The organism is Candidatus Tisiphia endosymbiont of Parasteatoda lunata (genome assembly GCF_964030955.1).
Classification (GTDB): domain Bacteria; phylum Pseudomonadota; class Alphaproteobacteria; order Rickettsiales; family Rickettsiaceae; genus Tisiphia.
In genome coordinates this window covers 2,063,039-2,077,638 of the sequence record NZ_OZ035003.1, presented here as the reverse complement: position 1 = coordinate 2,077,638, position 14,600 = coordinate 2,063,039, and the positions used below count along the sequence as shown (strand labels likewise).

At 33.4% G+C, this 14,600-nt stretch carries 13 protein-coding genes and 4 pseudogenes; 4 read left to right on the top strand and 13 right to left on the bottom strand.

The features are described 5' to 3' along the window. Nucleotides 1-196: 196 nt before the first annotated feature. From AAHN00_RS12910 to AAHN00_RS12895, 4 genes and pseudogenes are all read right to left on the bottom strand, one after another. Nucleotides 197-757, bottom strand: a complete 561-nt coding sequence (locus tag AAHN00_RS12910) for an IS630 family transposase (protein ID WP_342270961.1) — start codon at nucleotides 755-757, stop codon at nucleotides 197-199. Next, complete coding sequence (locus AAHN00_RS12905) at nucleotides 751-1,200, bottom strand: helix-turn-helix domain-containing protein (RefSeq protein ID WP_342271056.1); 450 nt, start codon at nucleotides 1,198-1,200, stop codon at nucleotides 751-753. Before AAHN00_RS12905 ends, AAHN00_RS12910 begins: the two co-directional genes overlap by 7 nt. A gap of 351 nt (nucleotides 1,201-1,551) precedes the next feature. After that, complete coding sequence (locus tag AAHN00_RS12900) at nucleotides 1,552-2,136, bottom strand: DUF4158 domain-containing protein (RefSeq protein WP_342271501.1); 585 nt, start codon at nucleotides 2,134-2,136, stop codon at nucleotides 1,552-1,554. 27 nt (nucleotides 2,137-2,163) lie between these two features. Continuing rightward, nucleotides 2,164-2,732, bottom strand: a pseudogene (locus AAHN00_RS12895) (plasmid pRiA4b ORF-3 family protein). A gap of 774 nt (nucleotides 2,733-3,506) precedes the next feature. Here AAHN00_RS12895 and AAHN00_RS12890 point away from each other — a divergent pair. Together AAHN00_RS12890 and AAHN00_RS12885 are read left to right on the top strand one after the other, a co-directional pair. Next, nucleotides 3,507-4,397: an IS982 family transposase gene (locus tag AAHN00_RS12890; RefSeq protein ID WP_342271500.1), complete on the top strand. Its 891-nt coding sequence runs from the start codon at nucleotides 3,507-3,509 to the stop codon at nucleotides 4,395-4,397. An 18-nt stretch (nucleotides 4,398-4,415) separates the two neighbouring features. Further along, nucleotides 4,416-4,910 (top strand): annotated as a pseudogene (locus AAHN00_RS12885) (IS5 family transposase); the annotation flags it as partial. A 492-nt stretch (nucleotides 4,911-5,402) separates the two neighbouring features. Here the strand turns inward: AAHN00_RS12885 and AAHN00_RS12880 are convergent. From AAHN00_RS12880 to AAHN00_RS12845, 8 genes and pseudogenes are all read right to left on the bottom strand, one after another. After that, entirely contained in the window at nucleotides 5,403-6,272 is an 870-nt protein-coding gene (locus tag AAHN00_RS12880; protein WP_342271499.1) for a TIGR01459 family HAD-type hydrolase, read from the bottom strand. A 536-nt stretch (nucleotides 6,273-6,808) separates the two neighbouring features. After that, nucleotides 6,809-7,781 (bottom strand): annotated as a pseudogene (gene ftsZ, locus AAHN00_RS12875) (cell division protein FtsZ); the annotation flags it as partial. 102 nt (nucleotides 7,782-7,883) lie between these two features. Further along, a complete protein-coding gene (locus tag AAHN00_RS12870; protein ID WP_341747301.1) occupies nucleotides 7,884-8,153 on the bottom strand; it encodes a type II toxin-antitoxin system YafQ family toxin in 270 nt (89 codons plus the stop codon). Between the two features lie 2 nt (nucleotides 8,154-8,155). Further along, nucleotides 8,156-8,416, bottom strand: coding sequence for a type II toxin-antitoxin system RelB/DinJ family antitoxin (locus AAHN00_RS12865; protein ID WP_341747302.1), 261 nt, complete (start codon nucleotides 8,414-8,416; stop codon nucleotides 8,156-8,158). A 95-nt stretch (nucleotides 8,417-8,511) separates the two neighbouring features. Further along, the gene (gene fumC, locus AAHN00_RS12860; RefSeq protein ID WP_342271497.1) at nucleotides 8,512-9,894 is read right to left on the bottom strand and encodes a class II fumarate hydratase; all 1,383 of its coding nucleotides are present in this window, start codon (nucleotides 9,892-9,894) and stop codon (nucleotides 8,512-8,514) included. A 39-nt stretch (nucleotides 9,895-9,933) separates the two neighbouring features. After that, nucleotides 9,934-10,587: a DUF2278 family protein gene (locus tag AAHN00_RS12855; protein ID WP_342271496.1), complete on the bottom strand. Its 654-nt coding sequence runs from the start codon at nucleotides 10,585-10,587 to the stop codon at nucleotides 9,934-9,936. Continuing rightward, the gene (locus AAHN00_RS12850) at nucleotides 10,581-11,141 is read right to left on the bottom strand and encodes an IS630 family transposase (RefSeq protein WP_342270961.1); all 561 of its coding nucleotides are present in this window, start codon (nucleotides 11,139-11,141) and stop codon (nucleotides 10,581-10,583) included. Before AAHN00_RS12850 ends, AAHN00_RS12855 begins: the two co-directional genes overlap by 7 nt. Further along, complete coding sequence (locus tag AAHN00_RS12845; protein WP_342270962.1) at nucleotides 11,135-11,584, bottom strand: helix-turn-helix domain-containing protein; 450 nt, start codon at nucleotides 11,582-11,584, stop codon at nucleotides 11,135-11,137. Before AAHN00_RS12845 ends, AAHN00_RS12850 begins: the two co-directional genes overlap by 7 nt. Nucleotides 11,585-12,381: 797 nt before the next feature. Between AAHN00_RS12845 and AAHN00_RS12840 the strand changes: the two are divergent. Continuing rightward, nucleotides 12,382-13,125: pseudogene (locus AAHN00_RS12840) on the top strand (oligopeptide:H+ symporter); the annotation flags it as partial. On the opposite strand, the gene AAHN00_RS12835 reads toward AAHN00_RS12840, so the two are convergent. After that, nucleotides 13,122-14,102: a transposase gene (locus AAHN00_RS12835; protein ID WP_342271025.1), complete on the bottom strand. Its 981-nt coding sequence runs from the start codon at nucleotides 14,100-14,102 to the stop codon at nucleotides 13,122-13,124. The pseudogene AAHN00_RS12840 and the gene AAHN00_RS12835 overlap by 4 nt on opposite strands. A 26-nt stretch (nucleotides 14,103-14,128) precedes the next feature. Here AAHN00_RS12835 and AAHN00_RS12830 point away from each other — a divergent pair, with 26 nt between their 5' ends. Then, nucleotides 14,129-14,584 carry a hypothetical protein gene (locus tag AAHN00_RS12830; protein ID WP_342272682.1) on the top strand — a complete coding sequence of 152 codons (456 nt, stop codon included), beginning with the start codon at nucleotides 14,129-14,131 and terminating at the stop codon, nucleotides 14,582-14,584. Nucleotides 14,585-14,600 lie beyond the last annotated feature (16 nt).

Here is a 14,600-nt window from a genome sequence, read left to right as displayed (position 1 = left end):
CTTGATGCTGATACCATGTATTTTTGTTAGATATAAGCTCTTTGGTTAAATCACCAAGCGTTTCTTGGCTAACTTTTGGATAAATGGTCTCCTGAATTACACCATTTGGATTCTCTAGAGCTGTGTCTGCAAGGGTATATAAAATGTCAAATTTTCCATTAACACATCTAACTTCAGATAATACCAATTGCAATAATTAACACGGTGTATTTATCCAGTCTCTATACATAATTGATTTTACTAAATCTACATTATGAGCAAGTTGATTCCAAGCGTAACAAGCCATAGTGACGATATCTTCATATACACCATAACATTGGTTAGACAAGTAATGATTCTTGATCCATTCCCAAACTTGTTCCATTGCATTAAGTTCCGGTGCATAGGGCGGAAGCGGTATCAAAGTGATATTGCTTGGCACAGTTAGTTTTTTGGCTGTGTGCCAACCTGCATTATCCGTTAGTAAAGCTATATGTCGGTTGCCTTGAATACTGCGAGAAAGGTCTTCTAAGAATTTATTCATTGCCTGTGTGTTTGCATATGGTAAAATTAATGCAAAAGCTTCTCCTGTATCATGGCAAGCAGCTCCATAAATATATGTTGAAATGAATTGCTGTTGCCGAACTTTACGGGGTCTAGTGCCACGCTTAGCCCATATACGAGTTAAGCTACCTTGTTGCCCAACTCGAGTTTCATCCTGAGACCATATATCAACTTTACATCTATCGATATTTTTTGGTAATAATTCTGTTAACATATCTGGAAAGTTTTTTTATATGTATTTTGAGTCTCTTGATTTGACTTTGGATGCATTGAACGAGAAGTAATCCAGCTAAAACCAAGGCGGTGCATAGTATTGTAGACTGTTTTTAAAGCACATTTAGCACCATATTCCTCAAGTAACATGATATGTAACTCCTTTCCAGTTATATACCCACCAGTTTTACTTTCACTGAGCGTATTGATTTTATCAAAAAGAGCAGACTCTTGTATAGTGTTAATCTTCCTAGGGGCACCGCTTCTTTGTGATTCAAATAATCCTTCAAAACCATGATTCCTAAATCTTCTGAGCCATGATTGCACAGTTTTCCAGTGTGACTTCACTATTTCAGATATGGCTTTAAAAGATTTGCCTAATTGAAGGTGATACATCGCCAATAAACGTATACGATTTCGACCATGCGGCTCATGTTTCATCATTTTTATAAAATCATGACCTTCAAAACCTTGCGGTAATATTAACCTAGCTATTTGATTACCTTTTATCAGTTAAAAAACCATTTTATAACACTGCGTTAATTATTGCAATTGGTATAATATATCTTTATTGTCCCACTTTGGGAGAAAAACCCCGCACTTGCAGTGCGTCGTTTCAACATAAATTTTAAATATCTTATCAAGAAAAGAAAAGATAAGATAAGATATTTTTTAACAAAATCTTACACTTCACAGATATATTCTTTTTGTGTTGTGACACTTTCTAAATGAGCCATACACAAATAGTTTCTAACTTTTAAGTTAGTACATACATTAGGCATTCATGCCGTAATATTAAGCTCTGCACTTGCAGTGCAGAGTGGTTAACTCATTTATTAACTTTATTGTGGCAATAGATAACTGCTTAGAAATGTCCAAGAAAAACTTTCGCTCAAATCTAGAACATGCCGTAGCAATATAACGATCTAACTGCCTTGGTTTAAATGGTTCTAATCTCTGATTGCCACAAAATTGATAGGCTTGCTCTAATATTTGCGGTAATGTTGGAACTTGTGGTAAGCTGTGTTCTATTAGCCAATCAATTAACTTTTTACTATCCTCTATATTAGCTTTTCGATAGTCTAATAATAACCGAATTTCTTGACGAAATCGTTTTGAACTTCTGTTATGCCAATCATAATTATCAAGATTCATATCACAGCAATCTAGTTGCATAGCCAGGCTATTAATCATCGTTTGCTGGATAACATCGCTAGGAGTTAGATATCGTCCTTCTACTTGAAAAAACTTGAGCATTACAGCAAATGCTAATCTATTTTCTTTAGTATTCTTACTACTAGCTAAAATAATTTCCTCACTATCTAACGTAAAAAAAACATCGCTACCAAGAATATTATTTTCGGATAAATTATTTTGCATTTATATATTTTCAATCCATACGTAAATTTATTTATGATCACCAAATTCAACTAATATGGGATCAAACTCTTCTGAATTAAAATCATCCCTTAGCCATTTCATACGTTCTTCGTATTCTTCATGATTGGGGTTGGAAATAATTCCCAGAAGATGCTCATAACCCCCAACCCCACCACAATCCTCCGGTGGGCAAGCCCGTTCACCAGCTATACATTGAGGATAATCAGTACCTACAACTGACGGTAAAATCTTTTCCAACATAACTTCATGTTGCCATCCATCACCAAAATCATATTCATAAATGGCTTTATCTTTAGGGGTCAGAAAATACTTAGCTATTTTTGCTTTATCCTCAGAAATCAGATCACAAAAACCTTCATCATCTGGCATACTAATAATATCTTTTTGCCCAGTCTTAGGATTGATCATTTCAAATTGATGCATATGAAATTTTCCCATCCCATAACATCTTGAATGGCTAAATGCAAATCTTTAAAACTGTATTTTTCCGGTACTTGGATGCGACGCCAAATTTTGGGTTTACTATATTTTAAGGTAATTTTAAACTGATAAATATTTGAGATTTTTGCTATCATATTTAGTTGTTCCATAAATTTTTAGAAAGTTCTTAGAATGGTCAATGTCGGTACTTAATAATCAAAATAGACTATAGCAATAATTTTGCAAGCTTATAAATGCGTTCTATTATAAAAATAATTTATTTGCTTTTTAGTGCTATTCTATCACCGAATTATATTCGGCACTTTGTAAATTGCAACATTTTTTAGCATATTTTGCCAAAGTGGCACTTCATCGCACGTTCCCTAACACTCCGCCGTATACATTTAAAACTCATTGTCAAGCTAAATTAAATTTATTAGAATTATTGAATAAATATAAAAATTTGATGACTATTTCGGCGTATATTTCAGTTTGGTTATCCTACTTGTCTTGTCTTGTCTTGTCTTGTCTTGTCAAGTTCGTTGGAGTTTTTAATCAATATCTGTTAAATTGAAACTATAAAGCTCAATTAGTACAAATTAGTAACTAGCTAAATATAATTCCTAATCAAAATTTCTTCTGCGTTTTTCCTTCCATCAACTTTACAAATAGTAGTTGGGTTTCTCATTGCTTTAGCAATATCCTTCCATGTTGCTAAATCTAACAAATTGCCACTACCTATTTGTTGATGAAGTGGTATCTGATCTATGGTTACTGATTTTAAGGGTCTAGTAATGTAAGTATAGGCAAAAGTTTTGAATTACGTCAATTCGGGATAAGATATAGATGAAATAGTAATAGATAAAAGGATTGTCAAAAAGGAGTGCCTGCAGTATTTATATTTTTAAACAAAAAAACAAACTACAGGCATGAAAAAAGATATCACAGAATTATATAGTTTTATAGATGATTTTTGTAAAATTTATTTGGAGTATGAACAGAGAAAGTTATTACCATCAAATAAGCAAAGAAATCGCTGTTGTAGTATGAGTCTAAGTGAAATGTTAACAATAATAATTATGTTTCATACATCCTATGCTAAGAATTTTAAATTTTTCTATAAAAGTTATATAGAGTGCATGCATAAGGATGATTTTCCCAAAGCCTTGAGTTATAATAGATTTGTTGAATTAATGGCACGATTATTCATACCGCTAAATATGTTGATTCATTTGTTGTTTGGTGAGGAAACAGGTATTTATTTTATTGACTCTACAACGATTAAAGCTTGTCACAATAAAAGGCGTTATAGCAATAAAGTTTTTAAAGGATTAGCCAAACATAGTAAATCCTCTATGGGGTATTTTTATGGTTTTAAATTACATGTAATAATCAATAATAAAGGGGAGTTTATGGCATTAAAAGTGACCAAAGGCAATGTAGATGATAGGGTTCCAGTACCGGAGTTAACAAAAAGATTAACTGGAATTATAGCAGCTGATAAAGGTTATATTAAGCAAAATTTGTTCTTAAATTTATATGAAAGAGGCTTAAAAATGATTCATGGAATTAAGAAGAATATGGAAAATAAATTAATGGATTTGAAAGAAAAAATTTTACTTCGAAAGCGTAACTTAATTGAAACAGTTTTTGATTATCTAAAAAATAAAATGAACCTTGAACATACTAGACATAGATCACCAATAAATTCCTTTGTCCATATATTATCTACTCTTGTTGCTTACTCATTAAAGAAAAATAAACCTTCAACAAAATTTGATTTTAATCTACATGTTCACAATATCCTTATCCCGAATTGACGTGATTATGTTAAAGTAGATGCAGATATGGAATCAATTATGATTGATGCAACTATTGTGAGAGCACATGCTTGCTCATCTGGATATATCCCCAAAGGTAATCAAGAAGAAGCGGCTTTAGGTAGAAGTAGAGGTGGTTTTAGTACTAAAATTCATGCCCTTGGTAATCCATTAAAGTTTATACTAACTGCTGGGCAAAGAAATGATATAACTCAAGCGGAAAATCTTACTCAAGATGTTCAGAATACGACTGTGATAGCCGATAAAGGATACGATAGTAGTGCATTTGTAGAAAGTTTAGAAAATAAGGGGTGTGAGATTGTTATACCACCAAAATCTAACCGTAAAGTACAACGTGAATATGATAAACATACTTATAAGGAACGATATTTAATTGAGTGCTTATTTGGCAAAATCAAACATTTTAGGCGTATATTTTCTAGATTTGATAAGACTCCAGCCACTTTCTTAGCTTTTCTAAATTTCGTTGGAACTTTAATATGGTTACGTTAAAATTTTTGTCAACAGAACCTAGCAAATCAAATTTTAATATTTTACCATCCTTTGCCACAACCGGCAAATACCGACCATCTTTGGTAGGGAAAGTATAATAGACACTCTTTGTCAGATGTTAGTTGCCATTTACCTTGTTGTAAAGATTCGCGTACTTTCGCAGCGGCGGTATATTGTCCTGTTGGGTCATTTGGCAAAGATTAGGTGAAATACTCAAAAGGGTTGACTTTCCAAATCAAGTGGAAGACCATTTCAATGTTCTAAAACCAACAAGATAGGCTTGTAGCCTATCTTACCTTTCGGAAGCCGGATGCGGTAGCTCTGCATGTCCGGTTCTGAGTAGGAGCTTAACCAAGCAATTGGTTAGGTCTACTCACATGTCCGACCTACGGTCTTCTCGCTAATAGATGTTTTTTTAACTTTCAACAGTTGTGGCGAATACCCCGCAAGTATTTGCAAGAGCCAATTCTTCAAAGTATTCAAGTATCTGAGTCAATCTGCAGTCAATTGAATAACAAAATTTGGCATTACTCCCTGCTCAGTTGCTGCAATCTCCAAATGGTACATTTTTTCTTCAATAGTATGATACTGGTTATCAAACTTTGTAGCATTACCTGTTAATACTAAAGCTGAATTAATTCCTACTTTATTCGCTCCTAAAATATCAGTATAGAAAGTATCGCCTATCATAAGAATACGTTCCAATGCAATATTTGGTAATTGGGTTAATACTTTATGATATATTTCTATATAGGGTTTGCCGGTAAAAATTACTTCACCACCAAATTGTTTTATTTTTCCAGCAAAGTATCCAGCACAATATCTCTGTATTCCTTGTTGTCTAATTCCAAGGTCTGGGTTCGCACATATGCTAACCATGTTTCTTTTAACTGCAGTTTTTAATAAATCATCAAACTCATCCAAATTTAAATTTTTTTCTTCATCACGATAAAGCGTTAACAGCAAAATATTAGCTTCATTTATGTTTGTGGTAGTAGGTGTCTGTAATCCGTCCATAAGATCGTTACTTTCTTGACCAAGATGATAAACTATAGGATTTTTTATACCAAATCTTTTATCACTTTCTAGTATCATATCAATTGCTACTTCACCAGAACTAATAATCATTTCTTTCGTTGCGTTAATGCCCCAGCTGTTAATTTTAGTAAATAAGGAAAATGTGTTGCATGGGGCATTAGTAACAAAAAAAACTTTCTTTTGTTGTTTAAGTATCTTGTTAATATTGTCAACTACTCCGGGATAAATTTGGTTACCTTCTACTACCACTCCCCAAAGATCAAATAAAAAAACATCATAATCATCTATTACAGATGAAATATGTCTAAAATCTAGTTTTGTCATTTTGCACACTATACTTATAGGATAATCTGATGATAATAGACAATAAATATTTTTAGTAAAATATATTTGTTGAAAATTGTAGGGTAATTTAAAAGCCTACCCTAAAAAATCTCTCATAAAAAAATAAATTATGTTAACAAATTATTTTGGTTTCCTTAGAAAGGTTGGAATATCATGGATATCAACTTCTACATTATCCTTCTGAAGAATAGGTGGTGTAGGCTTTTTTATTTGCTCCTGAGTTTGAGTAGTATTAGATATGAGTGAATTCCACATTCTACTTAGTAAAGATGATTTTGCATCATTACTGCTTATAGTTTGCTGATTTAGCATATCAATTGATGTTGCTTGAACACTTAAATTTAAATGTTGTGTTTCAGAATCCACTAAACTAGGCTTTTCACCAGTATATTGAGCAAAATCTGGAATTTCTTCTAATATTGTTGTTTCTATCGAATTGGACTGACTATCCATCTGTTCATAACTCGTAGTAGTACTTGCTATTAATTCAATAGGTTGGGATTTGCTACTTATTGAGTGATCAGCATCAATACCAGTAGCAACTACCGATACTCTAATAAGACCATTTAATTCTGGATTAAACGTAGAGCCGAAAATAATATTAGCATCGCTATCACCTACTTCTTCTCTAATTCTATTAGCAGCACTATCAACTTCAAATAATGTCATATCCGTACCACCAGTAATGTTAATTAAAACCCCCCTAGCACCACGCATTGAGTTATGATCTAATAATGGGTTAGAGATAGCTGCTTCAGCAGCTTTAACTGCCCTATCCTCGCCAGAGGATTCCCCTGTACCCATCATAGCTTTACCCATTTCGCTCATCACCGTTCTAATGTCGGCAAAATCTAGATTGATAAGCCCTGGCATGATCATCAAATCAGTAACCCCTCTAACTCCAGCATGTAATACATCATCTGCCATTTTAAAGGCATCTGCAAATGTAGTACTCTCATTTGCTATACGAAATAAATTTTGATTCGGTATTACTATCAAAGTATCAACAAATTTCTGTAAATCTAGTAAACCTTGCTCGGCAGTTCTAATTCTATGTTTTCCTTCAAAATGAAAAGGCTTAGTTACCACTCCGACAGTAAGAATTCCTAGTTCCTTGGCTATCTTTGCAACAACCGGAGAAGCACCTGTACCAGTGCCTCCACCCATCCCGGCAGTGATAAACACCATATTGCTACCCTCTAAGTATCCCTTAATCTCGTTAGCTGATTCTTCAGCGGCTAAAGCACCAATCTCTGGAGATGCACCAGCTCCAAGACCCTTAGTAATAGCAACTCCTAACTGTATTTTATTATCACATAAAGAATGTTCCAGTGATTGTGCATCAGTATTAGCAACAACAAAATTTGCTCCTTGTAATTTTGCAAGTACCATATTATTTACCGCATTACCACCAGCTCCCCCAACACCAAATACTGTAATAACTGGTTTAAGAACTATATTCTCTGGTGCTTTGAAATGTAAAGCCATAATAATACTCTACCTGTTAAGTTAAATTGTTGTTAGTATAGTAAAGAATCCAAAAATTTCTACCATAAAATAACCTTCCTTATAGTTAAGAGTTGTTTTAAATTACTCGAATAAATCAACATGAGTACCACTGCGGTGTAATATAACTAAGTCATCAGTTATTTCATAAATAAGAAGCCAGTCAGGTTCAATATGACATTCATATTTCGAACCATAATTTCCAATTAATTTGTGTGAACGATATTTACTTGGTAAAGGAATACCTTGTACCAATATTTCTACCACCTTATATAGTTTTTTTAAATCTTTATTTCTTTTAACAATACGCTTTAAGTCACGCTTAAAAACTGTAACCTGTATAATTTGTTTCAACTTTAGTCAATATTTAAAGATTGTTTAAATTCAGCCAAGGAAGACTTAGTGTAATCACCTTCTTCACTTTCTTTAAATGCTTGTAAAGTTTCAAGGTTTGGCTTTTTTACATGCGGTCTAAAGGGTAGTCCTCTAGAATTGATGGATTGCTTTATAAATATCCTGATAGCTTCAGACAATGTCATACCCATCTCATGAAATACTAATTCTGCTTCATCCTTAATTTCTGAAGAAATACGTAGCCTAATGTCAACATTATCCATAAATCCCCCTTATTATACATATAATGTACGTAACATTGACATATATCGTGATATATGTCAATAGACTTCTTGCAAGACTTCATCTGCCCATTATATCATACCATATTTTCTGCTAGCACTAAGCTATCAAACTCTTCACCTGATAAAAAATTTAATTTTATAGCCGCTTCTCTTAAAGTTATTCCCTCTTGATAGGCTTTTTTTGCAACTTTTGCCGCATTATCATAACCTATATGTGGATTTAATGCTGTTACTAACATCAACGATTGCTCTCTCAGCTTATTAATACGTTCTATATTTGGTTCTAACCCTTCTATACAATGCGTAACAAAACTATTGATGCTAGAAGAAATTAACTCTATTGACTGCAAAATATTATAGATTATCACTGGCTTAAAGGTATTGAGTTCAAGATGACCATTTGATCCGGCTATAGTTACTGTAAGATTATTTCCCATGACCTGAACACAAACCATAGTTAATGCTTCAATTTGTGTTGGGTTGACCTTACCTGGCATAATTGAAGAACCGGGTTCGTTTTCCGGTAGATGTAATTCACCAAAACCACATCTTGGTCCTGATCCTAACAGTCTAATGTCATTGGCAATTTTCATTAAACTCCCTGCTATAGTATTTAGGGTACCAGAAAATTCTACTAATGCATCATGAGTAGCTAATGCCTCAAATTTATTAGTAGCACTTTTGAAAGGATGATTAGTATATGCAGCAACTTGATCAGAGAATTTTACCGCAAATTCCTTACGGCAATTAATACCAGTACCTACTGCAGTGCCACCTTGTGCCAAAAAATATACTCTTTTGAGTGATTCTTCAACTCGTTCTATAGCATATGCCACTTGTGTTACATAACCAAAGAATTCTTGCCCAAGCGTTATTGGCGTGGCATCCTGCAAATGAGTGCGTCCTATCTTAACTATGTTATTCCAAACTGTAGCTTTAGTATTTAACGCTGAATGCAGACTGGTTAATGCTGGGATTAATTGTTGTTTACTAGCCAGTACAGTTGCTATATGCATAGCAGTTGGGAAGGAGTCGTTGGATGATTGTGCCATATTCACATGATCATTAGGGTGAATTGGTGATTTACCACCCTTTTTACCTACTAGCTGTTCATTACCAATAGAGGCGATTACTTCATTCATATTCATATTAGTTTGAGTACCAGAACCAGTCTGCCATACTACTAAAGGAAATTGATCATCAAATTCCCCATCTAATATTCTAGTGGTAGCTTGATCTATTGATTCTGCTATTTCAGGCTTAAGATCACCTAATTCCCTATTGACCTTTGCTGCACATTTTTTTAAAATTGCCAATGCCTTAATCAATTGGATAGGCATTTTTTGATTACCTATCTTAAAATTTTCAAGAGACCTTTGAGTTCCCGCACCCCAGTAAAATTGATCATCTACTTTAATTTCTCCAAATGAATCAGTTTCAATTCTATAATTTTTCATAACAATCTTTTCCTTTTCCTACCTATCTGTATTAAGAGCCTATTCATCTGCCCAAGCTTTTGACTTACCTTGTTCATCAAGAGGGTTACCGTCATCATCAGTAACCAAAGATTGCTCCATGAATTTAAAGAAGAAAGCTTTATTTGCATTATTAGGCGTTTCTACAAATATAGCTCCATCTTGATAAATACCATTACTTGCACTTTGCGGCATCATTAAAGAAGCACCTTGGTTCATATGTATATCATGTATACCTCTAGGAGGTAGATGATTATATGTTTGTCTTAGATGTAAGCCATAAGGCATCTTTTGCCTTGTTTCACTATCATAATACGATGCACCTAAAATACACACTTTTGTACCACATATAAGATATTGGTCTAACAAAGCTGATATTTCTTGCCATGATTTTGGTAGCATATTCTTTAAATCAGCTACTTTTAAAATTTCACTACGAAGATAATCAAGCCTAGAACTGTAAGGTAACTTATCCAAACTAAATAATCCTTCATTTCCTAGTTTATCTAAATTAGTTAATAGCTCATTACTAAACTGATCGGTATAGTACACCTTAACATTAGGTATCGAATCGGACTGAGTGTCTATATTTACTTGATAGTCTAATCCATTAGCTTGTACTATAAGATTATGATGAGTCATTGTATGTTTTATACCAATTGCAATAATTAACACGGTGTATTTATCCAGTCTCTATACATAATTGATTTTACTAAATCTACATTATGAGCAAGTTGATTCCAAGCGTAACAAGCCATAGTGACGATATCTTCATATACACCATAACATTGGTTAGACAAGTAATGATTCTTGATCCATTCCCAAACTTGTTCCATTGCATTAAGTTCCGGTGCATAGGGCGGAAGCGGTATCAAAGTGATATTGCTTGGCACAGTTAGTTTTTTGGCTGTGTGCCAACCTGCATTATCCGTTAGTAAAGCTATATGTCGGTTGCCTTGAATACTGCGAGAAAGGTCTTCTAAGAATTTATTCATTGCCTGTGTGTTTGCATATGGTAAAATTAATGCAAAAGCTTCTCCTGTATCATGGCAAGCAGCTCCATAAATATATGTTGAAATGAATTGCTGTTGCCGAACTTTACGGGGTCTAGTGCCACGCTTAGCCCATATACGAGTTAAGCTACCTTGTTGCCCAACTCGAGTTTCATCCTGAGACCATATATCAACTTTACATCTATCGATATTTTTTGGTAATAATTCTGTTAACATATCTGGAAAGTTTTTTTATATGTATTTTGAGTCTCTTGATTTGACTTTGGATGCATTGAACGAGAAGTAATCCAGCTAAAACCAAGGCGGTGCATAGTATTGTAGACTGTTTTTAAAGCACATTTAGCACCATATTCCTCAAGTAACATGATATGTAACTCCTTTCCAGTTATATACCCACCAGTTTTACTTTCACTGAGCGTATTGATTTTATCAAAAAGAGCAGACTCTTGTATAGTGTTAATCTTCCTAGGGGCACCGCTTCTTTGTGATTCAAATAATCCTTCAAAACCATGATTCCTAAATCTTCTGAGCCATGATTGCACAGTTTTCCAGTGTGACTTCACTATTGCAGATATGGCTTTAAAAGATTTGCCTAATTGAAGGTGATACATCGCCAATAAACGTATACGATTTCGACCATGCGGCTCATGTTTCATCATTTTTATAAAATCATGACCTTCAAAACCTTGCGGTAATATTAACCTAGCTATTTGATTACCTTTTATCAGTTAAAAAACCATTTTATAACACTGCGTTAATTATTGCAATTGGTATTATATGATCTTCTAAATCCTGTGATACGATTCCCTTTAAACACGAATAATTTTTTAACATACTAATAACCTTTTTATACAGAGTAAACTTGCTCATTCTACTATAGAAGCTGGTGAAATGCTACCGTATTTTAAATTACTTGACTCTTTTTCCTACTATATTATACTAAATATGTCATATTAAATATATGGCATAACATTTTCTATCTATTATAGGTTATTTTTATGTTAAAAGAATCAGATGATTTAAAAAACCCTCGATTATCAATAATCGTTAAAAATACTAACGAAAATTCTATCTTCTTTCCTTTTGCCGCATATCCTCATCATTTTCACATGTATTGGTGCTAATCACCTTATTTCTATTTTTCCAAAAAGCTTTAATTCTTAATTTAATAACACATAATTTAACCGCGATTTTTTGTTTTCTCGCTTAATTTATGTGAATTTTTAAAAAATGTTATTGAAAAGTGCTGTCGTTTGACGTGTGTGCTAAAGAATCTTATTAAGTTTTAGTAAGTTCTTTGGCTTGACCTTAGAATGACCTACTTTCATATAACATTCAAATTCTAACATTATATTGTAGGTGTTTTATGAGTACAATTTTAAATGTACCAAATTCAACGAGGGTTCCCAAATTTTTAATAATACTATTCTTTGTTGAAATGTAGGAGCGGTTTAGTTATTATGGGATGAGGTCTCTTTTAGTGCTTTTCTTGACTTCCCGTCTAGGGTATGAAGATGCAAAAGCTTATGCCATCTATTCATTATTTGCAGCGGTTGGTTATGCAGGTCCTGTGCTTGGCGGCTTCCTCGCTGACAAATTAACAGGATTTCGTAGTATGGTACTACTTGGCGGTATCATGATCACTATTGGTCACCTGTCCTTAACTTTAGTTGAATTGGAGTCTGAGCTAATATATATAGGCCTGGCGTTAATTGCTGTAGGTACTGGTATGTTTAAAGGGAATATAACTAATTTGTTAGGTTCATGTTACAAGGAAGACGACCCAGAACGAAGTAGAGGATTTACTTTATTTTATGTAGGTGTAAATCTAGGATCATTCATGGCATCCATATCATGTAGTTATATATATGGTTGGCACTATGGTTTTGGTATAGCTGGGGGTGGTATGATCTTAGGACTTACTATTTTTATCAAATTTCAACATTTGTTAGGAGATAATGGTATTTCCCCACGACCAAAACTGATGAATAAGAAAATACTAGGGTTAAATATTTTTACTATATTAATGATAGCTAGCCTTCTTTTTGCTCTTGTAGTTGCTAGAATGCTTATATCAAGTGAGTTCTTTGCTAATATACTTGCTTTGTGTGGTATTCTAATTTTAGGTATATTTATTTACATAATAGTAAAATCATCGCCACTACAAAGAAAAAGATTAACACAGGAGTTTCGCAGTTAGCAAAATTGCGAATCAGCTAAAAGGCATCTAATGTTGTTCTGAATTGATGTTTTTATAACTTCCCAAGTTTGTTGATATAAAGTAATTTTTTCATTTATCCTCCTTTTGTTCATATCGAGCCAAGCAAATACAGCAAGGCAAATATGATTTCTCTGAGCTCGACCCGTGCGTGCCTGACAGCGTTCAATACCACAAGTTTGTTTTAATTCTCGATGATAAACTTCTATAGACCACCGTGCCTTAACAATTTTTTCTATTTGTTCACGTGTTGGATTTTCTAAGTTAGTTGTTATGTAATCAATGCGACCATTTTTTGCCACAAACTTAAATACCGTAACCCAACCGTATCCACGTAGGTGAATTTTTAGTCCCTCATCAGGAATCTCTAAACTTTCTAAGCTAACATTATGATTAACTTTTCTATTTTTTCTTAGGTTACTAACCCATGTCCAACCTAAATTACGTATATGTTTCAAATTCTCCAAACCGCTATACCACGCATCCATTACTACTGCATCAGGATTGATCCCTCTTTCCTTAGCTAAAGTAAGCATATCACAAAAATGCTCATTCTTTGTTTTTCCATCAGTTTCTTTATCATATATTCTATAATCTACAGGGGTAGATTGATCAGTTTTAGCATTGTAATGCAGTAAGTTGACCATCCCTATACCAGGTATAACATCATGTACAGCTCCAGAATATTGATAATGTACAAGCTCAATTTTCTTACTGTATTGCTTTGACAATAACGTGTCATCTCCCACTAATAAACAAGAAGCTTCCCTATCAATATATTTTGACACTTCTCTGTAGATCCCGCTAGGGCGGAAATCCTTACTATTTAACCATCGACTTGCACTATCATGAGATAGGTTTATTGGACTTACTTCAGATAATGCTTTACCACTATATCTTACGCTACTTGCTTGTAAAAATGATTTATATAAGTCTTTGCTACATTTTGATCTTGCCATGCTTAACTAAAACTCTTTCTTGCTAGATTAACATATTTTTTGCTAAGTGCGAAACTCCTGTAACAGTATTATTAATACTAATTACATTGTTTATGTGTTTTTTTGCATTAGAAATGCAACTTGGCTCACTAGTCAACTTATTTACTCAAAGAAATGTTGTAAATGAAATATTGGGTTTAACAATTCCACCTGCTGCTTTTCAAGCAATAAACCCTTTTTCAATTATAATATTTGGTTTTCTATTAGGGGCATATATGAAATTTGATAAAAAATATGCCACTCCTATATTTGCTTTTGGTATTTCTACCATGGCTATATGCTTTTTTATATTATATATAGGATGTTTAAATGCAAATATAGAAGGAAAGATAGGATTATTATACTTAGTAAGTGGTATAGCATTTATAGAGCTTGGAGAACTATGTATAGGACCATTAATACAAGCAGGAGTTTCGCACTTAGCAAAAAATATGTTAATCTAGCAAGAAAGAGTTTTAG

Excerpts from the sequence above, each read along its gene's own strand:
- AAHN00_RS12910 (WP_342270961.1), bottom strand. The coding sequence starts at position 757 with ATGTTAACAGAATTATTACCAAAAAATATCGATAGATGTAAAGTTGAT.
- AAHN00_RS12865 (WP_341747302.1), bottom strand. The coding sequence starts at position 8,416 with ATGGATAATGTTGACATTAGGCTACGTATTTCTTCAGAAATTAAGGAT.
- AAHN00_RS12900 (WP_342271501.1), bottom strand. The coding sequence starts at position 2,136 with ATGCAAAATAATTTATCCGAAAATAATATTCTTGGTAGCGATGTTTTT.
- fumC (WP_342271497.1), bottom strand. The coding sequence starts at position 9,894 with ATGAAAAATTATAGAATTGAAACTGATTCATTTGGAGAAATTAAAGTA.
- AAHN00_RS12845 (WP_342270962.1), bottom strand. The coding sequence starts at position 11,584 with ATGATGAAACATGAGCCGCATGGTCGAAATCGTATACGTTTATTGGCG.
- AAHN00_RS12905 (WP_342271056.1), bottom strand. The coding sequence starts at position 1,200 with ATGATGAAACATGAGCCGCATGGTCGAAATCGTATACGTTTATTGGCG.
- AAHN00_RS12890 (WP_342271500.1), top strand. The coding sequence starts at position 3,507 with ATGAAAAAAGATATCACAGAATTATATAGTTTTATAGATGATTTTTGT.
- AAHN00_RS12880 (WP_342271499.1), bottom strand. The coding sequence starts at position 6,272 with ATGACAAAACTAGATTTTAGACATATTTCATCTGTAATAGATGATTAT.
- AAHN00_RS12850 (WP_342270961.1), bottom strand. The coding sequence starts at position 11,141 with ATGTTAACAGAATTATTACCAAAAAATATCGATAGATGTAAAGTTGAT.
- AAHN00_RS12835 (WP_342271025.1), bottom strand. The coding sequence starts at position 14,102 with ATGGCAAGATCAAAATGTAGCAAAGACTTATATAAATCATTTTTACAA.